This is a genomic window from Pseudomonas sp. JAI111, assembly GCF_024809425.1.
GTDB lineage: Bacteria > Pseudomonadota > Gammaproteobacteria > Pseudomonadales > Pseudomonadaceae > Aquipseudomonas.
In genome coordinates this window covers 66,741-91,809 of record NZ_JANUCB010000008.1, presented here as the reverse complement: position 1 = coordinate 91,809, position 25,069 = coordinate 66,741, and the positions used below count along the sequence as shown (strand labels likewise).

General features: G+C 58.8%; 22 protein-coding genes and 3 tRNA genes. 19 read left to right on the top strand and 6 right to left on the bottom strand.

Going from position 1 to position 25,069, the window contains the following annotated elements:
- Positions 1-135 precede the first annotated feature (135 nt).
- On the bottom strand, positions 136-414 hold the full coding sequence (rpsT, locus tag HNR03_RS22700; protein ID WP_008154937.1) for a 30S ribosomal protein S20: 279 nt from the start codon (positions 412-414) through the stop codon (positions 136-138).
- Positions 415-666: 252 nt separating this feature from the next.
- On the opposite strand from rpsT, the gene murJ reads away from it, so the two are divergent.
- The 6 genes from murJ (at position 667) to ispH (ending at position 8,207) form a co-directional block, all read left to right on the top strand.
- Positions 667-2,205, top strand: coding sequence for a murein biosynthesis integral membrane protein MurJ (gene murJ / locus HNR03_RS22695; RefSeq protein WP_259155872.1), 1,539 nt, complete (start codon positions 667-669; stop codon positions 2,203-2,205).
- A gap of 129 nt (positions 2,206-2,334) precedes the next feature.
- On the top strand, positions 2,335-3,285 hold the full coding sequence (gene ribF, locus HNR03_RS22690; RefSeq protein WP_222588517.1) for a bifunctional riboflavin kinase/FAD synthetase: 951 nt from the start codon (positions 2,335-2,337) through the stop codon (positions 3,283-3,285).
- On the top strand, positions 3,286-6,117 hold the full coding sequence (gene ileS / locus HNR03_RS22685) for an isoleucine--tRNA ligase (protein ID WP_259155871.1): 2,832 nt from the start codon (positions 3,286-3,288) through the stop codon (positions 6,115-6,117).
- Positions 6,110-6,622 carry a signal peptidase II gene (lspA, locus tag HNR03_RS22680; protein ID WP_090179761.1) on the top strand — a complete coding sequence of 171 codons (513 nt, stop codon included), beginning with the start codon at positions 6,110-6,112 and terminating at the stop codon, positions 6,620-6,622. The genes ileS and lspA overlap by 8 nt, the downstream gene beginning before the upstream one ends.
- A 7-nt stretch (positions 6,623-6,629) precedes the next feature.
- The gene (gene fkpB / locus HNR03_RS22675; protein ID WP_259156207.1) at positions 6,630-7,067 is read left to right on the top strand and encodes an FKBP-type peptidyl-prolyl cis-trans isomerase; all 438 of its coding nucleotides are present in this window, start codon (positions 6,630-6,632) and stop codon (positions 7,065-7,067) included.
- 192 nt (positions 7,068-7,259) lie between these two features.
- Positions 7,260-8,207 carry a 4-hydroxy-3-methylbut-2-enyl diphosphate reductase gene (gene ispH / locus HNR03_RS22670; RefSeq protein WP_090179764.1) on the top strand — a complete coding sequence of 316 codons (948 nt, stop codon included), beginning with the start codon at positions 7,260-7,262 and terminating at the stop codon, positions 8,205-8,207.
- A 3-nt stretch (positions 8,208-8,210) separates the two neighbouring features.
- Here ispH and HNR03_RS22665 read toward each other — a convergent pair whose 3' ends face one another.
- Positions 8,211-8,726: a GspH/FimT family pseudopilin gene (locus HNR03_RS22665; RefSeq protein WP_259156206.1), complete on the bottom strand. Its 516-nt coding sequence runs from the start codon at positions 8,724-8,726 to the stop codon at positions 8,211-8,213.
- A gap of 131 nt (positions 8,727-8,857) precedes the next feature.
- Between HNR03_RS22665 and HNR03_RS22660 the strand changes: the two genes are divergently transcribed.
- From HNR03_RS22660 to thiO, 7 genes are read left to right on the top strand one after another with little or no spacing between them, the layout of a single operon-like run.
- Complete coding sequence (locus HNR03_RS22660) at positions 8,858-9,331, top strand: GspH/FimT family pseudopilin (RefSeq protein WP_222588514.1); 474 nt, start codon at positions 8,858-8,860, stop codon at positions 9,329-9,331.
- Entirely contained in the window at positions 9,328-9,777 is a 450-nt protein-coding gene (gene pilV, locus HNR03_RS22655; protein WP_259155867.1) for a type IV pilus modification protein PilV, read from the top strand. The genes HNR03_RS22660 and pilV overlap by 4 nt, the downstream gene beginning before the upstream one ends.
- A complete protein-coding gene (locus tag HNR03_RS22650; protein WP_222588512.1) occupies positions 9,774-10,487 on the top strand; it encodes a PilW family protein in 714 nt (237 codons plus the stop codon). Before pilV ends, HNR03_RS22650 begins: the two co-directional genes overlap by 4 nt.
- Positions 10,488-10,501: 14 nt before the next feature.
- A complete protein-coding gene (locus tag HNR03_RS22645; protein WP_259155866.1) occupies positions 10,502-10,966 on the top strand; it encodes a PilX N-terminal domain-containing pilus assembly protein in 465 nt (154 codons plus the stop codon).
- Entirely contained in the window at positions 10,953-14,045 is a 3,093-nt protein-coding gene (locus tag HNR03_RS22640; RefSeq protein ID WP_259155865.1) for a pilus assembly protein, read from the top strand. The genes HNR03_RS22645 and HNR03_RS22640 overlap by 14 nt, the downstream gene beginning before the upstream one ends.
- Positions 14,046-14,059: 14 nt before the next feature.
- The gene (locus HNR03_RS22635; RefSeq protein WP_259155864.1) at positions 14,060-14,461 is read left to right on the top strand and encodes a type IV pilin protein; all 402 of its coding nucleotides are present in this window, start codon (positions 14,060-14,062) and stop codon (positions 14,459-14,461) included.
- A 53-nt stretch (positions 14,462-14,514) separates the two neighbouring features.
- On the top strand, positions 14,515-15,615 hold the full coding sequence (gene thiO / locus HNR03_RS22630; protein ID WP_259155862.1) for a glycine oxidase ThiO: 1,101 nt from the start codon (positions 14,515-14,517) through the stop codon (positions 15,613-15,615).
- A 58-nt stretch (positions 15,616-15,673) separates the two neighbouring features.
- On the opposite strand, the gene HNR03_RS22625 is transcribed toward thiO, so the two are convergent.
- The 4 genes from HNR03_RS22625 to HNR03_RS22610 form a co-directional block, all read right to left on the bottom strand.
- Positions 15,674-17,020: a sigma-54 dependent transcriptional regulator gene (locus tag HNR03_RS22625; RefSeq protein ID WP_259155861.1), complete on the bottom strand. Its 1,347-nt coding sequence runs from the start codon at positions 17,018-17,020 to the stop codon at positions 15,674-15,676.
- The gene (locus HNR03_RS22620; protein WP_222588506.1) at positions 17,017-18,606 is read right to left on the bottom strand and encodes a PAS domain-containing sensor histidine kinase; all 1,590 of its coding nucleotides are present in this window, start codon (positions 18,604-18,606) and stop codon (positions 17,017-17,019) included. Before HNR03_RS22620 ends, HNR03_RS22625 begins: the two co-directional genes overlap by 4 nt.
- Positions 18,596-18,829 (bottom strand): PP0621 family protein, encoded by a 234-nt coding sequence (locus tag HNR03_RS22615; RefSeq protein ID WP_208671394.1) that lies wholly within the window; start codon positions 18,827-18,829, stop codon positions 18,596-18,598. The genes HNR03_RS22620 and HNR03_RS22615 overlap by 11 nt, the downstream gene beginning before the upstream one ends.
- A gap of 112 nt (positions 18,830-18,941) precedes the next feature.
- Positions 18,942-19,964, bottom strand: a complete 1,023-nt coding sequence (locus HNR03_RS22610; RefSeq protein ID WP_222588505.1) for an outer membrane protein assembly factor BamD — start codon at positions 19,962-19,964, stop codon at positions 18,942-18,944.
- 151 nt (positions 19,965-20,115) lie between these two features.
- On the opposite strand from HNR03_RS22610, the gene rluD reads away from it, so the two are divergent.
- The 6 genes from rluD (at position 20,116) to HNR03_RS22580 (ending at position 25,037) form a co-directional block, all read left to right on the top strand.
- Complete coding sequence (gene rluD / locus HNR03_RS22605) at positions 20,116-21,078, top strand: 23S rRNA pseudouridine(1911/1915/1917) synthase RluD (protein ID WP_007942311.1); 963 nt, start codon at positions 20,116-20,118, stop codon at positions 21,076-21,078.
- Positions 21,075-21,800: a peptidoglycan editing factor PgeF gene (gene pgeF / locus HNR03_RS22600; RefSeq protein WP_222588504.1), complete on the top strand. Its 726-nt coding sequence runs from the start codon at positions 21,075-21,077 to the stop codon at positions 21,798-21,800. The genes rluD and pgeF overlap by 4 nt, the downstream gene beginning before the upstream one ends.
- A 131-nt stretch (positions 21,801-21,931) precedes the next feature.
- Positions 21,932-24,496: an ATP-dependent chaperone ClpB gene (gene clpB / locus HNR03_RS22595; RefSeq protein ID WP_222588503.1), complete on the top strand. Its 2,565-nt coding sequence runs from the start codon at positions 21,932-21,934 to the stop codon at positions 24,494-24,496.
- 298 nt (positions 24,497-24,794) lie between these two features.
- A tRNA-Asn gene (locus tag HNR03_RS22590) sits at positions 24,795-24,870 on the top strand.
- A 9-nt stretch (positions 24,871-24,879) separates the two neighbouring features.
- A tRNA-Pro gene (locus HNR03_RS22585) sits at positions 24,880-24,956 on the top strand.
- Between the two features lie 5 nt (positions 24,957-24,961).
- A tRNA-Lys gene (locus HNR03_RS22580) sits at positions 24,962-25,037 on the top strand.
- The last annotated feature ends 32 nt before the right edge of the window (positions 25,038-25,069 follow it).

The following is a 25,069-nucleotide window of genomic DNA, read 5'->3' as shown; positions in this document are numbered from 1 at the left end:
AACATTCAGCATCCATGTCGACTGTTATGCCGTCATCGCGAGCAAGCTCACTCCCACATTTTTTTGTGGTGCTTTTGCTAAATCGCAGGCAATAAAAAACCGACCCTGAGGTCGGTTTTTTAACAAGCTTATCGCTTATGCGGCAACAGCAAGGTTCAGAGCCTTGACGTGACCGTTCAGGCGGCTCTTATGACGAGCTGCCTTGTTCTTGTGGATGATGCCTTTATCGGCCATACGGTCGATAACTGGCACAGCCAGAACGTAAGCTGCTTGAGCTTTTTCAGCGTCTTTTGCGTCGATGGCTTTAACTACATTCTTGATGTAGGTACGAACCATGGAACGCAGGCTGGCGTTGTGGCTGCGACGCTTCTCAGCCTGTTTTGCACGTTTTTTGGCGGAAGGTGTGTTGGCCACCGTCGAGCTCCTCGAAAGACTTTTTAGGAAATAGCAAACAAAATAGGCCGCGAATCATGCCGATGAGTTGATGTCTTGTCAAGGGCGGTTGAGACGTTCCGCTAAGTGGTAGGTATAAAGAGGCGGGATATTTATTTCCGGCGCTTGACCTGTAAACTCGCGAGCTTTGGCTCTGTGCTGCTGCGGCGCGGAGTATCGCATAAGTAGGCGCTTTGTTCGCCTGCTGTTTATCGACAGGCACAAACTCTTTCAATGAATCTGCTCAAATCGTTGGCCGCCGTCAGCTCTATCACGATGCTTTCCCGGGTTCTGGGGTTCGTTCGTGACACTCTCATCGCGCGCACATTTGGCGCCGGAATGGCGACTGACGCCTTCTTCATCGCCTTCAAACTGCCCAATCTGCTGCGGCGAATCTTTGCCGAAGGGGCATTTTCCCAGGCGTTTGTGCCGATTCTTGCCGAATACAAAAGCCAGAAGGGCGAAGAGGCGACGCGAACCTTCATTGCTTACGTCAGCGGCCTGCTGACATTGGTGCTGGCCCTGGTCACCGCGCTGGGCATACTCGCCGCGCCGTGGGTAATCTGGGCTACGGCGCCGGGTTTCACCGATACCCCGGAAAAATTCGAGCTGACCTCCAGCCTGTTGCGGGTGACCTTCCCTTATATATTGCTGATTTCCCTGTCCTCATTGGCGGGCGCGATCCTCAATACGTACAACCGCTTTTCCGTGCCGGCCTTCGTGCCGACCCTGCTCAACGTCAGCATGATTGTCTTTTCGGTGTTCCTGACGCCGTATTTCAATCCGCCGGTGATGGCGCTGGGCTGGGCGGTGCTGGTAGGTGGGCTGGCGCAATTGCTCTATCAGCTGCCACACCTGAAAAAGATCGGCATGCTCGTGCTTCCGCGCCTGAACCTGCGTGATACTGGTGTCTGGCGCGTCATGAAGCAGATGTTGCCAGCGATTCTCGGCGTCTCCGTGAGCCAGATTTCGCTGATCATCAACACGATTTTTGCCTCGTTCCTGGTGGCCGGCTCCGTGTCGTGGATGTATTACGCCGACCGCTTGATGGAATTGCCCTCCGGTGTACTGGGGGTCGCGCTCGGAACGATTCTGCTGCCGACCCTGGCCAAGACCTACGCCAGCAAGGATCGCCATGAGTACTCACGCATTCTCGATTGGGGTCTGCGCCTGTGCTTCGTGCTGGTGTTGCCATGTTCGCTGGCGCTGGGGATTCTGGCCGAGCCGCTGACGGTTTCGTTGTTCCAGTACGGCCAGTTCAGTGCATTTGACGCGTCCATGACCCAGCGGGCGTTGATTGCCTATTCTGTCGGTCTGCTCGGGATTATTGTGATCAAAGTGTTGGCGCCGGGCTTTTATGCGCAACAAAACATCCGGACTCCGGTAAAAATCGCGATTTTCACCCTGGTCGTTACCCAGTTGTTCAACCTGGTGCTGATCGGCCCGCTGGCTCACGCCGGTCTGGCCCTGGCGATCAGCGCCGGTGCCTGCATCAATGCCGGGCTATTGTTCTATCAATTGCGTAAGCAGCAGATGTATCAGCCGCAACCGGGCTGGGCGAAGTTTGGTCTTAAACTGGTGATTGCCGTATTGGTCATGTCCGCGGTGCTACTGGTCGGGATGCACTTTATGCCCGCCTGGGATCAGGGGCAGATGCTGCAACGGTTCCTGCGCCTGGGCGCATTGGTCGCGGCCGGTGTCGTCAGTTATTTTGGCATGTTGCTGTTGATGGGCTTCCGTTTGCGCGACTTCAATCGCAAGGCGCTGAGCTGAGGCTTTTGCCTCGATAGACATGGGCGAACCGGCAGTTTTGTCGGCTCGATTACTTTGGGTTACGGTGTTGCCTGTCGTCGGCCGCCGGGTGTGGTTATAATCGACCACTTTATGAGCAAGAAGCGCGTTATGCAGCTGGTTCGAGGCCTCCACAATCTGCGCCCCCAGCATCGGGGCTGTGTCGCCACTATTGGCAACTTTGACGGTGTTCACCGTGGCCACCAGGCTATCCTGGCGCGCCTGCGTGAACGCGCCATCGAGTTGGGCGTGCCCAGCTGCGTGGTGATTTTCGAGCCGCAGCCACGGGAATTCTTTGCCCCGGATACGGCTCCGGCCCGTCTGGCCCGGCTGCGGGACAAACTGCAGCTGCTGGCCGAGGAAGGCGTCGACCGCGTCCTGTGCCTGGCCTTCAATCAGCGCCTGAGCAAGCTCAGCGCCAATGAATTCGTCGATACGATTCTGGTCGACGGCCTGGGCGTGCAGCACCTGGAGGTCGGTGACGACTTCCGGTTCGGTTGTGATCGGGTCGGGGATTTCGATTTCCTGCAGCACGCCGGTGTTCTTCAGGGCTTTACCGTCGAAGCGGCGCAGACCGTCGAGCTGGACGGTATTCGCGTCAGCAGCACCCAGGTTCGCAATGCCCTGGCCGCGGCTGATTTTGCCTTGGCCGAGCGCCTGCTCGGGCGTCCGTTCCGGATTGCCGGGCGCGTGTTGCATGGCCAGAAGCTGGCGCGTCAGTTGGGTACGCCGACTGCCAACATTCAACTCAAGCGTCGTCGCGTGCCGCTGACCGGGGTTTACCTGGTCAATGTCGACATCGACGGCAAGACCTGGCCAGGTGTTGCCAATATTGGCGTGCGGCCAACTGTTCAAGGTGATGGCAAAGCCCACCTTGAAGTGCATCTTTTAGATTTTGCCGGCGATCTGTATGACCGGCGTTTGACGGTGGTTTTCCACCACAAGCTGCGTGAAGAGCAGCGTTTCGCCTCTCTGGAGGCGCTTAAGACGGCGATCAATGCGGATGTTGCCGCCGCCCGTGCCCTGTCGCACCTAGCGCCAATCGCTAATGAAGAGCCTTAAATGACCGACTATAAAGCCACGCTAAACCTTCCGGACACCGCCTTCCCAATGAAGGCCGGCCTGCCTCAGCGCGAACCGCAGATTCTGCAGCGCTGGGACAGCATTGGCCTGTACGGTAAGTTGCGCGAGATTGGCAAGGATCGTCCGAAGTTCGTACTGCACGACGGTCCTCCGTACGCCAACGGCACGATTCACATCGGTCATGCGCTGAACAAGATTCTCAAGGACATGATCATCCGCTCGAAAACCCTGTCGGGTTTCGACGCGCCTTATGTTCCGGGCTGGGACTGCCACGGCCTGCCGATCGAACACAAAGTCGAAGTGACCCACGGTAAAAACCTGGGCGCGGACAAGACCCGCGAACTGTGCCGTGCCTACGCCACCGAGCAGATCGAAGGCCAGAAATCCGAATTCATCCGTCTGGGCGTGTTGGGCGACTTCGCCAACCCGTACAAGACCATGGACTTCAAAAACGAGGCCGGCGAAATCCGTGCCCTGGCTGAAATCGTCAAGGGCGGTTTCGTGTTCAAGGGCCTCAAGCCTGTGAACTGGTGTTTCGACTGCGGTTCGGCCCTGGCTGAAGCGGAAGTCGAGTACGAAAACAAAAAGTCCTCGACCATCGACGTAGCGTTCCCGATTGCTGATGAAGCCGAACTGGCTGCCGCTTTTGGTCTGGCGTCGTTGGCCAAACCGGCTTCGATCGTGATCTGGACCACCACCCCGTGGACCATTCCGGCCAACCAGGCACTGAACGTTCACCCTGAATTCAACTACGCCCTGGTCGATGTCGGCGACAAGCTGCTGATACTGGCTGAAGAGCTGGTCGAGTCGTGCCTGGCCCGTTACAGCCTGGAAGGCTCGGTCATCGCGACCACCACCGGTAAAGCGCTGGAGCTGATCAACTTCCGCCACCCGTTCTACGATCGCCTGTCGCCGGTTTACCTGGCCGAGTACGTTGAACTGGGCGCCGGTACTGGCGTGGTTCACTCCTCGCCAGCCTACGGCGTGGACGACTTCGTGACCTGCAAGAAGTACGGCATGGTCAACGACGACATCATTAATCCGGTGCAAAGCAACGGCGTTTACGTGCCGTCGCTGGAGTTCTTCGGCGGCCAGTTCATCTGGAAAGCCAACCCGGCCATCGTCGAAAAACTGACCGAAGTCGGTGCGTTGCTGCACACCAGCATCATCGAACACAGCTACATGCACTGCTGGCGTCACAAGACTCCGCTGATCTACCGCGCCACCGCGCAGTGGTTCATCGGCATGGACAAAGAGCCTGTAACCGGCGACACCCTGCGCAAGCGGGCGATCAAAGCCATCGAAGAGACCAAGTTCGTTCCGGCCTGGGGCCAGGCGCGCCTGCACTCGATGATCGCCAATCGTCCCGACTGGTGCATCTCCCGTCAGCGCAATTGGGGCGTGCCGATCCCGTTCTTCCTGAACAAGGAAAGCGGCGAGCTGCACCCGCGTACCGCTGAACTGATGGAAGAAGTGGCCAAGCGCGTCGAAGTCGAAGGCATCGAAGCCTGGTTCAAGATGGACGCCGCCGAGTTGCTCGGTGATGAAGCGCCGCAATACGACAAGATCAGCGACACCCTCGACGTCTGGTTCGATTCGGGCACCACGCACTGGCACGTCCTGCGCGGTTCGCATCCGATGGGCCACGAGACCGGTCCACGTGCCGACCTTTACCTGGAAGGCTCGGATCAACACCGCGGCTGGTTCCATTCGTCGCTGCTGACCGGTTGCGCCATCGACAACCACGCGCCGTACCGCGAGCTGCTGACCCACGGCTTCACCGTCGATGAGTCCGGCCGCAAAATGTCCAAGTCCCTGGGCAACGTGATCGCGCCGCAAAAGGTCAACGACACCCTGGGCGCCGACATCATGCGTCTGTGGGTTGCATCGACCGATTACTCGGGCGAAATGGCAGTTTCCGAGCAAATCCTGCAGCGCAGCGCGGACGCCTACCGGCGGATCCGTAACACCGCACGCTTCCTGCTTTCGAACCTGACCGGTTTCAACCCGGCCACCGACATCCTGCCCGCCGAGGAAATGCTGGCGCTGGACCGTTGGGCCGTGGACCGTACCCTGCTGCTGCAACGCGAGTTGCAAGAGCACTACGGCGAGTACCGCTTCTGGAACGTCTACTCCAAGATCCACAACTTCTGCGTGCAGGAGCTGGGTGGTTTCTACCTCGACATCATCAAGGACCGTCAGTACACCACTGGCGCCAACAGCAAGGCTCGCCGTTCGGCGCAAACCGCGCTGTACCACATCTCTGAAGCGCTGGTGCGCTGGATCGCTCCGATCCTTGCGTTCACCGCCGACGAACTGTGGGAATACCTGCCGGGCGAGCGTAACGAATCGGTGATGCTCAACACCTGGTACGAAGGCCTGACCGAACTGCCCGCAGACGTCGAACTGGGCCGCGCCTATTGGGAGCGGATCATGGAAGTCAAGGTAGCGGTCAACAAGGAAATGGAAATCCAGCGCGCGGCCAAGGCTGTCGGTGGCAACCTGCAAGCCGAAGTGACGCTGTTCGCTGAAGAGGCGCTGAGCGCCGACCTGGCCAAGCTGAGCAACGAACTGCGCTTCGTGCTGATCACCTCGACCGCCACTGTTGCACCGTTCGTGCAGGCGCCGGCCGATGCCGTGGTCACTGAAGTCAGCGGTTTGAAACTGCAAGTGGTCAAGTCGAGCCACGCCAAGTGCGCCCGTTGCTGGCACTGCCGTGAAGACGTCGGCGTGAACCCGGAACATCCGGAAATCTGCGGTCGTTGCGTCGACAACATCAGCGGCGCTGGCGAGGTTCGTCACTATGCCTAATGCGGCTGGCCGTTTCGGACGGCTGAGCTGGCTCTGGTTGAGTTTGCTGGTCCTGGTCATCGACCAGGCCAGCAAGTTCTACTTCGAAGGCAAGCTCGAGATGTATCAGCAAATCGTGGTGATCCCCGATTTGTTCAGCTGGACCCTTGCCTACAACACCGGCGCGGCGTTCAGCTTCCTGGCTGACAGCTCCGGCTGGCAGCGCTGGTTGTTCGCCCTGATTGCCGTCGTGGTCAGTGCGGTGCTGGTGGTGTGGCTCAAGCGCCTGGGGCGCAACGAAACCTGGCTGGCGATTGCGCTGGCCCTGGTACTCGGTGGCGCGCTGGGCAACCTGTACGACCGCATTGCCCTGGGCCATGTGATCGACTTCATTCTGGTGCATTGGCAGAACCGCTGGTATTTCCCGGCGTTCAACTTTGCCGACAGTGCAATTACTGTCGGTGCCGTGATGCTGGCACTGGATATGTTCAAAAGTAAGAAAACCGGAGAAGCCGTTCATGACTGAACAGGTATTGGCTGAGCAACGCATCCGCCAGAACACGGAAGTCACCTTGCACTTTGCACTGCGCCTGGAGAACGGCGACACGGTCGACAGCACTTTCGACAAAGCCCCGGCGACCTTCAAGGTCGGTGACGGCAACCTGTTGCCAGGTTTCGAAGCAGCGCTGTTCGGCTTCAAGGCAGGCGACAAGCGTACTCTGACGATTCAGCCGGAAAATGCGTTCGGCCAGCCCAACCCGCAGAACGTGCAGATCATTCCCCGTTCGCAGTTCAAGGACATGGAACTGTCGTCCGGTTTGCTGGTGATCTTCAACGATGCAGCGAATACCGAACTGCCCGGTGTGGTGAAGGAATTCGATGACGAGCAAGTGACCATCGACTTCAACCATCCGCTGGCCGGTAAAACCTTGACCTTTGACGTCGAGATCATCAGCGTAAAATCGCTGTAACTGACCGAATGCGGTCTCATTGTGGGAGCGGGCTTGCTCGCGAAGCGGTGTATCAGTCAACATTTTTGTTGAATGTGAAGCAACCTTCGCGAGCAAGCCCGCTCCCACATTAAGATTTTCACTGTTTTCGAACCTGGTGTTCGTATGACAGGTGGCACTACTATTTCTTGCGCGCAAGACACGAGGCACAGCATGCAAATCAAACTCGCCAACCCCCGTGGCTTCTGCGCCGGCGTGGACCGCGCGATCGAAATCGTCAATCGCGCCCTGGAAGTCTTCGGGCCGCCGATCTATGTGCGCCATGAAGTGGTTCACAACAAATTCGTCGTCGAAGACCTGCGTGCGCGCGGGGCGATCTTCGTCGAAGAGCTGGATCAGGTGCCCGACGATGTCATCGTTATCTTCAGTGCCCACGGCGTTTCCCAGGCCGTACGTACCGAAGCTGCCGGCCGTGGCTTGAAAGTATTCGACGCGACCTGTCCATTGGTGACCAAGGTGCACATCGAAGTTGCGCGCTACAGCCGCGACGGTCGTGAATGCATTCTCATCGGTCATGCCGGGCATCCGGAAGTCGAAGGCACCATGGGCCAGTACGATGGCAGCAATGGTGGTGCGATCTATCTGGTCGAAGACGAGAAAGACGTCGCCTCATTGCAAGTCAACAACCCTGAAAAACTGGCGTTCGTGACTCAGACCACCCTGTCCATGGACGACACCAGCCGCGTGATCGACGCGCTGCGTACACGTTTCCCTGCGATCGGTGGCCCGCGCAAGGACGACATCTGCTACGCCACGCAAAACCGTCAGGATGCGGTCAAGCAACTGGCCGACGAGTGCGACGTGGTACTGGTGGTCGGCAGCCCGAACAGCTCCAACTCCAACCGCTTGCGTGAACTCGCCGAGCGCATGGCCACCCCGGCCTATCTGATCGACGGTGCCGAAGACTTGCAAAAGAGCTGGTTCGAAGGTGTCGAACGCATCGGCATTACGGCTGGCGCCTCTGCGCCAGAAGTTCTGGTGCGTGGTGTGATCCAGCAGCTGCAGGCCTGGGGTGCAACCGGTGCCGATGAGCTGGCGGGTCGCGAGGAGAACATCACGTTCTCCATGCCTAAAGAGCTACGGGTCCGCTCGCTTCTCTGAGTTTTATCCTCGTTCGCATAATGCCTGTGCAGCCTGTTTGCTGCGCAGGCTGACGCGACCACTCGAGGCCAGCACTACCTGGTACTGACTCACCGGTTCGCGGGCTGCACAAACGTGCAGCGTTCCCGATTGAAATCCACCGTACAGCGGTTCTCCCAGATGACTGAAGCGTACGGAAGTCTGGACATGCTGATTGCCAAAAATCGATACCTGAGTGCTGCCCTGGTGCTCAACCAACAGCGGATTGCTGCTGTCCTCCTGGCCTCTGCCGCTAACATCCACAATGATCCGCCAACCCTGACCCCAGTCGTCGTTTATTCCGTGGATGATGACGGTCTGATTACGCGTGATCGCTGCGCTTCTGGCGTTGCGAATACCACTGGCGAGAGACTTCGCCGCCTCCTCGCGTTGGTTCGCTTGCGTAAGCGCTGCAAACGCCGGACTGACCAATAACAGAACAATCCCGACAATCGTCAGTCCCATAAGCAGTTCGATCAGGCTGAAGCCTCGCTGATGCATGTTATCTCCCTCCATGGAGTGCGGCGGCCCGCGCATTCCCTGCGCGAGTAATGGCAAATCAACCGTACGCCTGCCGATCGAATGTTCTAGCGTGTAGAAGCAGGTATAGCCGACGGCAACGGAGGGCACTGATGGATCTTCGTACAAAAGGTTTCACGCTGATCGAGCTGCTGGTCTCGCTCGCGGTTTTTCTGATCCTGATCACCCTCGCCGTGCCGATGTTTACCCGGTCGGTGCAAAACAGCAGGGCCGACACTGAAGTCGGTGATCTGCAACGCGGACTCAATTTCGCACGGCTTGAAGCTATCGACCGGGGCATCACCACCCGTTTGCGCCCCACGGCCGGTGGCAGCATCTGGACCGGCGAGTTGACGGTCTACGACGGTACTGGCACGCCGGCCAATGTATTGCGGGTTGTTCCAGCGATGAGCAGCGGCGCGACTCTGACGCTAACCTCAGGAGTGACCGCTATCGATTTCAACAATCTGGGCGGTTTATCAGCGCCATCCACACCCGTGGTGATCAGCTATGTGCTGGGGGCGCAAAGCAGGACGCTGAATGTGTGTTTGAACGGACGAATTCTATTGGGTGGAAGTTGCGGATGAGGGAGCGGAGCCAGCATGCACAGGGAGGCATGACGCTGATCGAAGTCTTGGTCGCGTTGGTGATTCTGACCGTGGGGTTGTTAGGTGCGGCGGCGATTCAGCTCAACGCGCTGAAGTACACCGACAGCTCACGGATGACCAGCCAGGCGAGCTTTATCGCCTACGACATCATGGATCGTATCCGTGCCAACTCCGGCGCCGATTACACCGTGACGCCACCGACGTCGGGCAACCTGAGCGTCGCCCGGGACCAGGACCTTTACGATTTCACCACCAACATCGTTAATTTCGGCGGTGCCACCGCCACCGGCACAATTGCATTGGATAAACGCGTGTACACCATCACCATCACGTGGGATGACTCGCGGGCGGCAAATATCGCCAATTCGCGTCGCAGCTTTGTCCTGACCAGTCGTGCCACTGTCGATCCGGTGGCGACACCATGAGCCGCTCCAGCCGAGGTTTTGGACTGATCGAGTTGTTGATCGCCCTCGCATTGAGCCTGATCGTGGTGTTGGGCGTGGCACAGATTTTCATCGCCGCCAAGAACACCTACGTCAGCCAGAACACCGCCGCCGCCATGCAGGAAGACGCGCGGTTCGTGCTGAGCAAGCTGACCCAGGAAATCCGCATGGTGGGCATGTTTGGCTGCCTGGGGGGGATCACAGACTCAAGTACCGCCGGTGACTTCAATGCCAGTCAGCTCGCGCCGATTAGTTGGGACAACGCCAACCTCAAGCTGACCCTGGTAACAGCCGATGTCGGCGCTAACGGCGGGATACCAACCTGGACGGTGATCTCCGACTGTCGAAACACGGCAACGGCCTACACCGGGCTGCGCGTGCCGGCGTCGGGTTTTCTGGCGTTTCCGGTTCGGCGTCTGATCTACAGCTTCAGCAACAACAAAATAATGCTGGGCTCCGGCGCGGGCACGCCGACGCAGTTCGTGTTGGTAGACAATGTCAGTGCCTTCAGCGTGAGCTTCGGCCTCGCCAGTTCAGCCACGGATGTGGCCGCCTCCAGTTACAGCAGCAACCCGGCCGATCCCGCACGAATTCGCAGCGTACGCCTGAGCCTGACCCTCACCGACCCCAACAACCGGGTGCACGACCAGACATTCAACGTGGTTGCCGCCTTGCGCAACAGGTTGCCATGAGGGTGACCACCGGCATGACTTCTCACACACAACGCGGCATGGCGCTGCTGGTCAGCCTGGTGTTTCTGCTGTTGCTGACATTGATAGGGCTTTCGTCGATGCAAAACGCGACGCTGCAGGAAAAAATGGCCGGCAGCGTGAGTCTGCGCAACCAGTCATTCCAGGGAGCTGAAGCAGCCTTGCGGGTCGGGGAGAGCGCGGTGCAACTGGACACTTACTCTTTGCCGATTTGCAGTGGCACCACCCAATGCGCCCCCCCGGCCGAGTCGACTACGGTTTCCGCGGCAGGGCTCAATTCCACTTCCGGGGTGACATGGATTGCTTACGGCCAGGGCTTTTATGGCGTGCAGAACATTGGCACCACTCTCACCGCCGTCAATGTGCCGAGCAATACCTCGGCGACGCTTTACCGGGTGACCGCTGTCGGCATCGCGGGCAGCTCACGCAGCGTCGTGGAGAGTATTTATGCGAAGTATTAAAAGGCGCGGAGGGCTGTGGCAGCTGTTTTGCGGCGCGGTGCTGGGGCTGTACCTGTCGGCTCCGGCGTACGCGTTCACGCCTTCTGATTCACCGCTGTTAAGTGCGGCGGCGGTGGTACCCAACGTGATGTTGCTGATCGACGATTCGGGCAGCATGAACAGCATCATTTATGCCGCCGGGTTCGATCCGACGGTCACCGGGCGAACGCCCGCCAGACAATGCAATTACTTCTTTGGACTGTGTTATGGCGGAAGCGACATCGTCGGGGATACGATCTTCCTTTCCAGCCTGCCGCAGTCCGGGTGTTCCGGGGGCGCCTACGCGTTTTACAACAACGGCCCTGCGCCTTTGTGCCTGAAGCTCCCGGACCCGGTCGGCAATGAAAATACCCGCTATACCGACGATTATCTGTCGTACCTGGTGGGCCTTGCCAACGGCAGCAATCGGGATTTCACCAATGGCTCGATCCCCAACGACTACCGCATGAACGTGGCGCGAAACGTGTCCACGACATTGGTCAGCAGTAATCGCGCACTGCGCATAGGCCTTGCAACCTTCAATCCGGCCACCAGCAATAACCCCGGCAATGGCGGCTTCATCGCCAGATCAATCACCGACCTGTCGCCGGTGAGCGGCAGCGTTACCCAGTCGCAGGCCGATACAAACTACACCAACCTGCTCTCCTCCATTAACGGATTGAGTGCGGTGGCCAACACGCCACTGGCGGAAACCTACTACGAAATCACCCGGTACTTTCGTGGGATGACGCCTTATTACAACTCGACACCGGCGACTTACACCAGCCCGATTCAATACCGTTGCCAGAAGAACTACGGGGTGGTCATCACTGATGGCTTGCCGACGTATGACCGGACTTTTCCCAGCAATGATCCGCTGGGGCTCAACCGACTGCCGAACTGGGACGGTGTGAACAATGACGGCAACAACCTCAACGGTGACGGTGAAGGCGATACGTTGTATCTGGACGATATCGCCAAGTTCGCCTTCGACATCGACATGCGCTCCACCGGCACTGACGCGGCGGGTAAAAGCTGGAATGCGGTGGATTTCCCGAAACAGAACATGAACACCTACACCGTCGGCTTTACCGCTGCGAACCAGATGTTGTCGGACGCGGCGAACTACGGGCAGGGAAAGTATTACCAGGCGACCGACAGCGCGGGGCTCAACAGCGCATTGTCCTCGGCGTTGAGCGACATTACGTCCAAGGCCGGCTCCGGAGGCGGTGGCGTCGCCAGCGGCGCCACCCTGGCCAGCAATTCGAGTTACTTCCAGACCAGTTACGACCCCAAGGACTGGCGCGGAACGATCAAATCCTTCGGCTTCACCTCGACCGGTACGGTAAATACCGCCGCAACGCAATGGACCACTGATACCACGATCGTTCCCGGTGCCACCGCGCCCACCTACCAGTCCTGGAACACCTTGACCAACGCGCCTGTCACGCTGGCCTACACCAGTTTCTCTCCGGCACAGCAGACCTCCCTCAGCCAAGGACTGCCCACCGGCATCACCGGCAGCGATCTGGTGGAATGGAGCAAGGGCACCAATAAAACCGGGCTCAAGGTACGCAGCGTGCTGCTTGGCGACATCGTCAATTCCCCCCTTGTGCTGGCTTCACCCACGGACAAAACAGCGTCTGACCTGGTGGGCGACAGCACCTACAGCACTTACCTGTCCACCAAATCCACCAACATGAGCGCCAGTCTGGTGGTGAACGCCAACGACGGCTTTGTGAATGTCATCAACTCGACTAATGGTGTCCGGCGTTATGCCTATATGCCGTCCAGCGTGTTGCCATCGTTGCGCTATATCGCCGACCCGACCTACATCAATGGTGTGAGCCACAAGTTTTTGGTCGATGGTCAGGTCGGTGTGTTCGATGCTCAATTCAGCAGCGCCTGGAAAACCCTGGCCATTGGCGGAACCGGGGCGGGCGGCAGGACCTTCTATGCGTTGCAGCTGTTCGACGCCTCAGTAGGGAACGTGTTCAAGGCGCTGTGGGAGATCAGTGCGCCTGCTACTGCCACTCCCGCGAACGTATTCAATGACCTGGGTTATGCCTACGCACGACCGGAAGTGGCACGCTTGGCCGACGGTCGATGGGCGGCATTCATCTCCAACGGCTATGGCAGCAACACCGGGGTGGCTGCGTTGTACGTAGTTGATGTTCGTGACGGCTCATTGATCAAGAAAATCGTGGTCGACAGCGCGGATACAAACGATGGCCTGTCGTCGGTGAAGCTCAGGGTCAATTCGCAGAATGTAGTGCAGGCGGCCTATGGCGGCGACTTGAAAGGGCGGTTATGGAAATTCGACCTGAGCGCGACGGCACCTGACACCTGGGGCGTGGCATTTTCCGGCAAGCCGCTGTTCACCACAGCTGGCGGCGCGACCCAGCCGATTACCGTGCAACCTCTGCTGGCGGACAATTCATTGGGCGGCAAGGAAGTGTTTTTCGGCACCGGTAAATTCAATGAGACTGCCGACAAGACCAACAAGGATCTACAGGCGTTCTACGCCGTGTGGGACGCGGAAGGCGGGTCTGGTCAAATCACCGTGTCCAGTTTGCAGGCTCAAGCCGTGACGGGCGTTTTCTCGGGCAGCTCAGGGCAGTTCATCACCACCAGCCAGAACGACGTGACCTATCCGGCCGAAAAGGGCTGGTACTTGCCACTGGTGTACAACAACGTGCTGACGGGGGAGCGGGTGATCAATCAGGCCAATCTGGTGTTGGGGCGGATCGTCTTTACCACGGCCAGTGTCGACACCACCGATCCGTGTGCCAGCTTCGGCACCGGCAAACTGATCGAACTGGATGCGTTCAGCGGTAAGATGCTCAACTACGCGGTGCTCGACACCAATAACGATTTGACGGTCGACAGCAACGACATAGTATCCAGCGGGGTGATTATCAACAGTGGTAATCCGACCCTGAACGCCGTCGTCAATGGCGGGACCCGCAAGGTCGTGAGCAATTCCGGTGGCGGTGTTGACACGCTGGTGGAAAAATCCGGCGGCGGCAGCCGTCGCATCATGTGGCGACAAATACAGTAAGTGAGAGTTGAGGAATGCGCAGATCCAACCGAGGTTTCACCTTGATCGAAATCATGATCGTGATTGCGATCATCGGTATCGTCATGACCATTGCCGCCCCGAGCCTCACCGAGTACGTGAAAAAAGGCCGCCGCACCGAAGTGGCCGGTTTGCTTTCCGAACAGGCGCAGATCCTTGAGCGTTTCTACTCGAAGAACAATGTCTACACCGGTATCACCGGGCTGAGTACCGGCAATGACTTCTACACCGTCACCCCGACGCTGACCGATCAGACCTTCCTGCTGACGGCTGCGCGCAAGACGGGCACTGCAATGGCGACCGACAAATGTGGGGATTTCACTCTCACCAACACCGGCGTCAGAAGCATGGTCAATGCAACTGCAGGGCTGACCACCAAGGATTGCTGGGGCCGCTGAGTTTTTCAGGGCGTCTTTTGCGCCCTCTGTCTTTTTAATGGTTGGATCAGAACATGAGCAGGCAACAGCAAGTGGTGATTGTCGGCGGCGGTGTGATCGGGCTGCTGACGGCGTTCAATCTCGCGTCCGAAGTGCAACATGTCGTGCTGCTGGATCGTTCGAACGTGGGGCAAGAGTCTTCATGGGCCGGTGGCGGAATTGTTTCGCCACTCTATCCATGGCGCTACAGCCCGGCAGTCACCGCGCTGGCGCATTGGTCGCAGGATTTTTATCCACAGCTCGGTGAGCGGTTGTTTGCAGCGACCGGGGTTGATCCTGAAGTCCATACCACCGGCCTGTACTGGCTGGATCTGGATGACGAGGCCGAGGCGCTGGCCTGGGCCCAGCGGGAAAACCGTCCGCTGCGGGCTGTGGATATCTCGGCAGCCCATGATGCCGTGCCGGTATTGGGCCCCGGTTTTTCTCGGGCGATCTACATGGCCGACGTGGCCAACGTGCGCAATCCCCGGTTGGTGAAGTCGCTGAAGGCCGCCTTGCTGGCGCTGCCGAACGTGACCATTCATGAGCAGTGCGAAGTCAGCGGGTTCATTCGTGAAGGCGATAAAGTCGTTGGCGTGCAGACCTCGGCGGGGGCTGTTCATGGCGACGAGGTGGTTCTGACCGCCGGAGCCTGGAGCGGTGACTTGCTCAAGAAACTGGGCCTGGAGCTTCCGGTTGAACCGGTAAAAGGGCAGATGATTCTGTACAAATGCGCGGCGGATTTCCTGCCAAGTATGGTCCTGGCCAAGGGCCGTTATGCGATTCCGCGGCGTGATGGGCACATTTTGATTGGCAGTACGCTGGAGCATGAAGGCTTCGACAAGACCCCGACCGACGTTGCGCTGGAAAGCCTGAAGGCATCGGCGGTGGAGTTGATTCCCGCGCTGGCGCAGGCCGAAGTGGTGGGGCACTGGGCCGGGTTGCGGCCGGGTTCGCCGGAGGGCATTCCGTACATTGGCCGAGTGCCAGGGTTCGACGGGCTGTGGCTCAATTGCGGGCATTACCGTAACGGGTTGGTGCTGGCACCGGCATCGTGTCAGTTGTTTGCCGATGTGATGCTGGGCAGGGCGCCGATCATAGATCCGGCGTCGTATGCTCCCGCGGGTCGGATCTAGTCGCTGAATCTTCGCCTGTCAGATAGCGTTCGTCGGATCGCCGCCCGGAGCAGGGCCCTCAATCCAGGCCCAGTTTTTTCAGTCGGTAACGCATCGACCGGAATGACAAATTCAACCGCTGAGCCGCCGCCGTGCGGTTCCAGCGGGTTTCCTCCAGCGCCTGGAGGATGAGTTTACGTTCGACATTTTCCAGATAGTCTTCCAGGTTATCGATCTGGGTCAGGTCCGGCACACCGCTCTCTGCGGTGCAATTACCGTCGGCCAGGCGCAGGTCGCTGGCTTCGATCTGCTGGTTCTCGCACAGGGTGTGAGCCCGCTCCAGCACGTTCTCCAACTCTCGCACGTTGCCCGGAAAACGGTAGCCTTTCAGCGCGTCGAGGGCGAGCGAGTGGAGTTTTACGGCAGGTTGACCGCTGCCGGCGGCCAGACGCTTGAGCACATGGCTGGCCAACAGTTCGATATCGTCACGGCGTTCACGCAAAGGCGGTACGCGTAGCTCGATCACGTTCAACCGGTAGTACAAGTCCTGGCGAAAGCGTTCAGCGGCGACTTCGGCATCGAGGTCTTTGTGGGTGGCGCACAGGATGCGCACATCGACGACGGTTTCCTGTTGCCCGCCGACGCTGCGAACGGCTTTTTCCTGTATGGCTCGAAGCAGTTTGACCTGCATGGCCAACGGCAAATCAGCCACTTCATCAAGGAACAGAGTGCCGCTATTGGCGGCCTGAAATAACCCGGGTTTGTCCTCGATAGCGCCGCTGAAGCTGCCTTTGCGATGGCCGAAGAATTCGCTTTCCATCAGCTCCGAAGGAATGGCCCCGCAGTTCACCGCAACGAACGGCTGATTGGCTCGCGGGCCTTGTTCATGAATCAGCCGTGCGACCAGTTCCTTGCCGCTGCCGGATTCACCGCTGATGTACACGGGGGCCTGGCTGCGAGCGAGTTTGTCGATTTGTTTGCGCAGGTTGCGCATGGGCAATGAATCACCCAAGAGTCGGCGATCGATGGCTGTGCTGACGCCGCCCGCCGCTGACAATCGCAAGGCACTGCTGACCAGTTCGCGCAGGCGGGTGAGGTCGACCGGCTTGGTCAGAAAGTCGAACGCACCGGCCTTGAGCGCGTTGATCGCCGTTTCCAGGCTGCCATAGGCGGTGATCATCGCCACCGGTACGTGCGGATAACGCTGCTGGATGAAATGCACCAGCTCAAGGCCGGTGCCATCGGGCAGGCGCATGTCGGTCAGGCACAGATCGAATGCTTCCCGGCCCAGCAAGGCTTGGGCTTCGCCAAGGTTACGGGCACTGAAGGTGTCGAGTTTCATCCGTCCCAGGGTGATTTCCAGGAGTTCGCGGATATCCGGTTCGTCGTCGACGATCAGGACTTTCGGCCGTGGGCTGATATTCAACTTTGTTTCCGTCCGTGAGCAAAAGTGATGCGAAAGCAGCCGCCGCCTTGGCGTGGTTTGAAGTCTAGGCGGGCCTGGTTGCTTTCGCACAGCTCACGGGACAGATAAAGCCCCAGGCCAGTACCCTGGCTACTGGTGGTGAAGAACGGTTCGAACAAATGCGTCTGTTGATCCGGCGCCACGCCGGGGCCGTCGTCCACGACTTCGAGCACGGGTAGCTGGCTCTCGGCGTCGACGAACAACTCAAGCCAGACCTGCGCCTGGTCATGATTCATGGCGCTGTGGCGCCAGGCATTGCGCAACAGATTGTCGAGAATCTGGGTCAGTTGATTGGGGTCCATCAAGGTATTGAAGTCGCCCGCGCCGATGTGCAGATGGATGTGCTGGCGCTCGTTGGCTCTTTCGCGGGTTTCGGCGACGAAATGCTCCAGCCACGGCTTCAGATCGAGCCTTTGTGGCACGGCTTGCTGGCGGCGGGACAATTGCAGGACGTTTTCGATAACCCGATTCATTCGCTGAGAGTGGTCTTGGATGATTTGCGTCAGACGCCGGTCCGCGCTGTTCAGTTCCTCAGACTCGCGCAGCAATTGCGCGGCATGACTAATGGCACCGAGCGGGTTACGGATTTCATGGGCGATACCGGCGGTCAGACGGCCTAGGGCCGCGAGTTTCAGTTGCTGTGCCTGTTGCGAGATCTGGGCGAGGTCTTCGAGAAACACCAGGGTTCGATGGTTCGGGCTTTGGTCCAGGGCAATGAAACTGGGTTGCAGCTCAAGGCCGCTGTCGGCAATCTTCAGGCTTTGCGGTCGCAACGTCGGATTGTTGAGCCATAGCTGAAGGCGCTCGACCAATGCTGGCGAGTAGTCGTCGATCAGTTGTCCGTCGAGGTTTTTCTGCCCCAGCAAGGTCAAGGCGCTGTGATTGGCCAGCTGTACCCGCCGTTGGTCGTCCAGCACCAGAATGCCGGTACGCATGCGTTGCAGGATCAATGCGTTGAGCGCTTCGAGGCCAACCACTTCACTGGCTCGCTGCTGGGCGAGGTTTTCGCTGACTTCCAGGCGCCGCGTCAGGCCTTGGACCAACAGCGCCGCGGCAAAACACAACGCACCGAGCGTGCCCACTTGCAAGTAATCGCCAGGGCTGGTCGGTTGACTGAAGCTCAGGAGAAAACTGAAACCGACGATGCCAAGGGCCGCGACGGCGGCTATCAACAGCCCGATACGCCCGCGCAGCAGCGTATTGCTGATGGCCACCGACACAATCAGCAGGTTGCCGATGGCGCTGCCGACACCGCCGGCGGCATAGAACAATCCGCACAGCAGCAGGACATCGACCCATGCCAGGGTGAAAAGCTGTGCCGGCCGCCGGGTGTTCTCCCAGAACACCACCAGCAAGATATTCAGCACCAGGTACAACCAGCTGCCGCTGCGCAGCAAGTCGTCCTTGGCGAAGGCCAGCAACTGGTTGTCCATGTTGCTGGAAATCAGCAACACCAAGGTGATGCCGACGCTTAATCGGTAGAGATGGTAAAGGCGCAGCAGTCGCTGGGCCTGTTTGCTGCCGGGACTGGACGTCTCAGCGAGCACTGGGGCCCGGGCCTTGCTCAAGGTGAGCCTGGCTGCAATACCACTGTTGTTGAAGGCTCAGTGCCCGATCACGGGGCAGGTGCACGCCGCAATGCGCACAGCGGACCATGGGTGCGGCTTCCAGCTCGGCGGAGGACCTGGGGGCGGAGGTCGTTCCCTTGAACTTGCGCCAGAACCATACCGCGGCGGCAATCAGGGCGATCCAGAACAATAAACGAAGCATGGCGAGCTGCTTTATGGCGAGTGATTAGCCAGTTTAGCCAAGGACATCGCAGCCGCACAGCGTAATAAAAAAGGGAGACTCAAGAGTCTCCCTTTTTTCACAACCCGATGTGTCAGTCGAACACGCCGAAGGTCATGTAGCTGAACCACGAGCGGTCGCTGTTGTTGGCTTCGGAGTCGTGTTCCTCTTCTTCGATCACGTCGCCTTTTTCATTTTTAGGCTTGAGCTCGCTCGGAATCGCGTCCTTGGCATCCTGGAATTGCTTCTGCACGTCCTGGTTGGCGCGGGTTTCGCCCGGCGGCAGCGGCGGACGGGAGTCGATCAGGCCCAAAGTGGCCTTGCTCAGCCAGGACCGGTTGTCGGCTTCTGCGACCGACGGCTTGAACTCACCGTCCACCAGGCTTGGGTGGTTCGGGTAGTTGAGCTTCAGGGTTTGCAGGCTGGTGGCTGCCAGGTCGTCCAGGTGCAGACGCTGGTAGGCTTCAGTCATGACCGCCAGGCCGTCACCGACCGAAGGGGTTTCCTGAAAGTTTTCCACCACGTAACGACCACGGTTCGCGGCGGCGACGTAGGCCTGACGGGTCAGGTAGTAGTCGGCAACGTGAATTTCGTAGGAGGCCAGCAGGTTGCGCAGGTAGATCATGCGCTGCTTGGCATCCGGCGAGTAGCGGCTGTTCGGGAAGCGGCTGGTGAGCTGGGCGAACTCGTTGTAGGAGTCGCGAGCGGCACCCGGGTCACGCTTGGTCATGTCCAGTGGCAGGAAGCGCGCCAGCAGGCCGACGTCCTGATCAAAGGAAGTCAGGCCCTTGAGGTAGTAGGCGTAATCCACGTTCGGATGCTGTGGGTGCAGACGAATGAATCGCTCGGCAGCAGACTTCGCCGCTTCAGGCTCGGTGTTCTTGTAGTTGGCGTAAATGAGCTCGAGTTGAGCCTGATCGGCGTAGCGACCAAATGGATAACGCGACTCCAGCGCCTTCAGCTTGGCTGTGGCGGCGGTGTAGCTGTTGTTGTCCAGATCGTGCTGAGCCTGCTGGTACAGCTCGACCTCGCTCAGGTTTTCGTCTACGACTTCCTTCGATGAGCAAGCAGCGGTCAATGCGAGGATGGCGATCAGCAGCAGGTGTTTCACTTGCATGGCGGCTTGCGTCCCTATGACGGCCGCTGTCTTGGGCGGGGCCGTCCTGTTATGATGAGCGCCCCGTTGAATAGCCTCGGGGCAAAAGACGCCGTATTTAACCACAAGCGCGCAGCCGAAACCAAAGGCTGTGCCGACGCCTAGTCTGAGCATGTCCGATAAAATTGAACTTCGCGCAGAGGTGCCGTCCGAATTGGGCGGCCAACGCCTCGATCAAGTCGCCGCACAATTATTCGCTGAGCACTCGCGCTCGCGCCTTTCCGCCTGGATCAAAGACGGCCGCCTGACTGTGGATGGGGCGGTAATCCGCCCGCGAGACATCGTTCACGGTGGCGCCATTCTTGAACTGACTGCCGAGCAGGAAGCTCAGGGCGAATGGATCGCTCAGGACATCGAGCTGGACATCGTCTATGAAGACGACGACATCCTGGTGATCAACAAGCCTGCGGGCCTGGTGGTGCATCCGGCTGCCGGTCACGCTGATGGCACTTTGCTCAACGCTTTGCTGCACCACGTGCCGGACATTATCAATGTGCCCCGCGCCGGTATCGTGCATCGCCTGGACAAGGACACCACGGGTCTGATGGTGGTAGCCAAGACCATTCAGGCGCAGACACAGCTTGTCACGCAATTGCAGAGCCGCAGCGTAAGCCGGATCTACGAATGCATCGTGATCGGTGTGGTGACCGCAGGTGGCAAGATCAACGCGCCGATCGGTCGTCACGGCCAGCAACGCCAACGCATGGCGGTGATGGAAGGCGGCAAGCAAGCCGTCAGCCACTACCGCGTGCTCGAGCGTTTCCGCTCCCACACGCATGTGCGGGTGAAGCTGGAAACCGGTCGTACGCACCAGATTCGCGTGCACATGGCACACATCAACTACCCGTTGGTCGGAGACCCTGCCTATGGCGGTCGCTTCCGCATTCCGCCGGCAGCCAGTGTGACCATGGTCGAATCGTTGAAGGCGTTCCCGCGTCAGGCACTGCATGCGCGGTTCCTGGAGCTGGATCATCCGACCACCGGTAAACGCATGAGCTGGGAATCGCCGTTGCCGGACGATTTCGTCTGGTTGCTGACACTGCTCAAGCAAGACCGCGAGGCGTTCATCGGATGAGTGACTGGCTGATTCCCGACTGGCCTGCGCCTGCCGGGGTGAAAGCCTGTGTGACCACCCGTGCGGGCGGCGTCAGTCTGGCGCCGTTCGACAGCCTCAACCTCGGCGATCACGTCGACGACAATCCCGAAGCTGTCGCCGAAAACCGCCGTCGCCTCACCGATCATTTCTCTATTCAACCGGCCTGGTTGCAACAGGTTCACGGCGTTGTCGTGGCACCTGCTGACCCAGGCCGGGTGGTGACCGCTGACGCCAGCTGGACAGCAACGCCCGGCATTGCCTGCACGGCAATGACCGCCGATTGCCTTCCGGCACTGTTTTGCGACCGAGCCGGGACTCGCGTGGCAGCAGCCCACGCCGGTTGGCGCGGGTTGGCGGCGGGTATTCTGGAAGCGACCCTCGACAGTCTGGCGGTACCGTCAGATGAAGTGCTGGTCTGGCTGGGCCCGGCCATCGGCCCGCAAGCCTTTGAGGTCGGTCCGGAAGTTCGCGAAACCTTCATCGAGCAACTGCCCGAAGCCGCCAAGGCTTTCGTGCCGAGCCAGAATGCTGGCAAATTCATGGCTGACATCTATGAGCTGGCGCGTCTTCGCCTGGCCGCTCGCGGCGTTACCGCTGTCTATGGTGGCGGTTTCTGTACCGTGACCGACCCACGCTTCTTTTCTTACCGCCGCAGTCCTCGCACTGGTCGGTTTGCCTCCCTTATCTGGCTTGACCGCTAGACTTAGCTGACCTGCATCAACATCACCCCGCTTGAATCTCCCAGAATCGACCACATCTAGTGAGGTATCTGGCAGGTTTCTTCATTCAGGATGGTTTCTTAGGTCCGGCCTGCTCAAAAGGAAGGTGACCCATGCGTATCGACCGTTTAACCAGCAAGTTGCAATTAGCCCTCTCCGACGCCCAATCCCTGGCTGTCGGCCTCGACCATCCCGGCATCGAGCCGGCGCACTTGATGCAAGCCATGCTTGAACAGCAGGGCGGTTCGATCAAACCTCTGCTGATGCAGGTTGGTTTCGACGTCAACAGCTTGCGTAAAGAGCTGACCAAAGAGCTCGACCAACTACCGAAAATCCAGAATCCGACCGGTGACGTGAACATGTCGCAGGATCTGGCGCGCCTGCTCAACCAGGCCGATCGGCTGGCCCAGCAGAAGGGCGATCAGTTCATTTCCAGCGAGCTGGTGTTGCTCGCTGCAATGGACGAGAACAGCAAGCTCGGCAAATTGCTCCTCGGTCAGGGCGTCAGTAAAAAAGCCCTCGAAAATGCGATTACCAATCTGCGTGGCGGCGAAGCGGTTAATGACGCCAACCACGAAGAGTCGCGCCAGGCGCTGGATAAATACACCGTCGACCTGACCAAGCGTGCCGAAGAAGGCAAGCTTGATCCGGTGATCGGCCGCGACGACGAAATTCGCCGGACCATTCAGGTTCTGCAACGCCGCACCAAGAACAACCCGGTGCTGATCGGTGAGCCTGGCGTGGGTAAAACTGCCATCGCCGAAGGCCTGGCCCAGCGCATCATCAATGGTGAAGTGCCGGACGGCCTTAAAGGCAAGCGCTTGCTGTCCCTGGACATGGGGTCGCTGATCGCGGGCGCCAAGTACCGCGGCGAGTTCGAAGAACGCCTGAAGTCGTTGCTCAATGAGCTGTCGAAGCAGGAAGGGCAGATCATTCTGTTCATCGACGAACTGCACACCATGGTCGGCGCCGGTAAAGGCGAAGGCTCGATGGACGCCGGCAACATGCTCAAGCCGGCACTGGCTCGCGGTGAGTTGCACTGCGTCGGCGCGACCACGCTCAACGAGTACCGCCAATATATAGAGAAGGATGCGGCCCTTGAGCGGCGCTTCCAGAAAGTGTTGGTGGACGAGCCGAGCGAAGAAGACACCATCGCCATTCTGCGTGGCCTGAAAGAGCGTTATGAGGTTCACCATAAAGTGGCGATCACCGATGGCGCGATCATCGCCGCGGCCAAGCTCAGCCACCGTTACATCACCGACCGTCAGTTGCCGGACAAGGCCATTGACCTGATCGACGAGGCTGCCAGCCGCATTCGCATGGAGATCGACTCCAAGCCGGAAGTGCTGGATCGTCTTGAGCGTCGCCTGATTCAGCTGAAGGTCGAATCCCAGGCGCTGAAGAAAGAAAGCGACGACGCGGCGAAGAAACGCCTGGAGAAACTGCAGGAAGAAATCGTTCGTCATGAACGTGAGTATTCGGACCTCGAAGAAATCTGGAACGCGGAAAAAGCTGAAGTCCAGGGCTCTGCGCAGATCCAGCAGAAAATCGAACAGTCCCGTCAGGAACTGGAAACTGCCCGCCGCAAAGGCGACCTTAACCGCATGGCCGAGCTGCAATACGGGGTGATCCCGGACCTGGAGCGCAGCCTGCAAATGGTCGACCAGCATGGCAAAAGCGAAAATCAGTTGCTGCGCAGCAAGGTGACCGAGGAAGAAATCGCCGAAGTCGTGTCGAAGTGGACCGGTATTCCAGTGTCGAAAATGCTCGAAGGCGAGCGCGACAAGTTGATGAAGATGGAAAGCCTGTTGCACCAGCGTGTGATCGGTCAGGACGAAGCGGTGATCGCGGTTTCCAACGCGGTGCGACGTTCGCGAGCCGGGTTGTCCGACCCGAATCGTCCGAGTGGTTCGTTCATGTTCCTCGGCCCGACCGGTGTCGGTAAAACCGAGCTGTGCAAGGCGCTGGCCGAATTCCTCTTTGATACTGAAGAGGCGATGGTGCGGATCGACATGTCCGAGTTCATGGAGAAACATTCCGTGGCTCGACTGATCGGTGCGCCACCAGGCTACGTGGGCTATGAAGAGGGCGGTTACCTGACCGAGGCGGTGCGTCGCAAGCCTTATTCGGTGATCCTGCTGGACGAGGTCGAGAAGGCCCATCCGGACGTCTTCAACATCCTGCTGCAAGTGCTTGAAGATGGCCGTCTGACCGACAGTCATGGTCGCACGGTGGATTTCAAAAACACCGTGATCGTCATGACCTCCAACCTGGGCTCGGTGCAGATCCAGGAACTGGTGGGTGATCGCGAGGCGCAGCGTGCGGCGGTGATGGATGCCATCTCCACACACTTCCGGCCGGAGTTCATCAACCGGGTCGACGAAGTGGTGATCTTCGAGCCATTGGCACGGGATCAGATTGCGGGCATCACCGAGATCCAGCTGGGTCGTCTGCGCAGTCGTCTGACTGAGCGTGAGCTGAAACTGGAACTCAGCCCAGAAGCGATGGATAAGTTGATCGCGGTGGGTTACGACCCGGTGTATGGCGCACGGCCGCTAAAACGTGCGATCCAGCGCTGGATCGAGAACCCGTTGGCACAACTGATTCTGTCCGGTCGGTACATGCCTGGCGACACTGCCAAAGGTGTAGTGGAAAACGACGAAATCGTCTTTGCCTGATCCTTGTGGGCAGCAAAAGTGGAGAGGCCTCGCATTGCGAGGCCTTTTTTTCGTCAGGTTGTTGAACTCAAAGGAAAAGGCTTGTAAAGTGCGCCCCGCAGTAAGTCACCCGGAAGGGTTTCTGCTCCCCAAGCAGGAATCTGAAATAAGTTGCAAATCATTAACTTGAATGCAATTTAGGGGGTTGACAGAGGTGCTTAAGATTGTAGAATAGCGCGCCTCAGACACACGAACGCAGCGATGCGAACGAGTCGAAGAGATGCAATTAGCTTCACCGTTGTAAATTGAAATATGTAGTTCCGTGATAGCTCAGTCGGTAGAGCAAATGACTGTTAATCATTGGGTCCCAGGTTCGAGTCCTGGTCACGGAGCCAATTTCAAACCGGGGTATAGCGCAGTCCGGTAGCGCGCCTGCTTTGGGAGCAGGATGTCAGGAGTTCGAATCCCCTTACCCCGACCATTTTTGGGTCGTTAGCTCAGTTGGTAGAGCAGTTGGCTTTTAACCAATTGGTCGTAGGTTCGAATCCCACACGACCCACCATTTTTGAAACCAGTTAACGCTGGGATCAGATC

Coding starts and splice junctions, on each gene's coding strand:
- murJ (WP_259155872.1), top strand. CDS start 667: ATGAATCTGCTCAAATCGTTGGCCGCCGTCAGCTCTATCACGATGCTT.
- ribF (WP_222588517.1), top strand. CDS start 2,335: ATGCAGCTGGTTCGAGGCCTCCACAATCTGCGCCCCCAGCATCGGGGC.
- ileS (WP_259155871.1), top strand. CDS start 3,286: ATGACCGACTATAAAGCCACGCTAAACCTTCCGGACACCGCCTTCCCA.
- lspA (WP_090179761.1), top strand. CDS start 6,110: ATGCCTAATGCGGCTGGCCGTTTCGGACGGCTGAGCTGGCTCTGGTTG.
- ispH (WP_090179764.1), top strand. CDS start 7,260: ATGCAAATCAAACTCGCCAACCCCCGTGGCTTCTGCGCCGGCGTGGAC.
- HNR03_RS22665 (WP_259156206.1), bottom strand. CDS start 8,726: ATGCATCAGCGAGGCTTCAGCCTGATCGAACTGCTTATGGGACTGACG.
- HNR03_RS22660 (WP_222588514.1), top strand. CDS start 8,858: ATGGATCTTCGTACAAAAGGTTTCACGCTGATCGAGCTGCTGGTCTCG.
- pilV (WP_259155867.1), top strand. CDS start 9,328: ATGAGGGAGCGGAGCCAGCATGCACAGGGAGGCATGACGCTGATCGAA.
- HNR03_RS22650 (WP_222588512.1), top strand. CDS start 9,774: ATGAGCCGCTCCAGCCGAGGTTTTGGACTGATCGAGTTGTTGATCGCC.
- HNR03_RS22645 (WP_259155866.1), top strand. CDS start 10,502: ATGACTTCTCACACACAACGCGGCATGGCGCTGCTGGTCAGCCTGGTG.
- HNR03_RS22640 (WP_259155865.1), top strand. CDS start 10,953: ATGCGAAGTATTAAAAGGCGCGGAGGGCTGTGGCAGCTGTTTTGCGGC.
- HNR03_RS22635 (WP_259155864.1), top strand. CDS start 14,060: ATGCGCAGATCCAACCGAGGTTTCACCTTGATCGAAATCATGATCGTG.
- thiO (WP_259155862.1), top strand. CDS start 14,515: ATGAGCAGGCAACAGCAAGTGGTGATTGTCGGCGGCGGTGTGATCGGG.
- HNR03_RS22615 (WP_208671394.1), bottom strand. CDS start 18,829: ATGCTTCGTTTATTGTTCTGGATCGCCCTGATTGCCGCCGCGGTATGG.
- HNR03_RS22610 (WP_222588505.1), bottom strand. CDS start 19,964: ATGCAAGTGAAACACCTGCTGCTGATCGCCATCCTCGCATTGACCGCT.
- rluD (WP_007942311.1), top strand. CDS start 20,116: ATGTCCGATAAAATTGAACTTCGCGCAGAGGTGCCGTCCGAATTGGGC.
- pgeF (WP_222588504.1), top strand. CDS start 21,075: ATGAGTGACTGGCTGATTCCCGACTGGCCTGCGCCTGCCGGGGTGAAA.
- clpB (WP_222588503.1), top strand. CDS start 21,932: ATGCGTATCGACCGTTTAACCAGCAAGTTGCAATTAGCCCTCTCCGAC.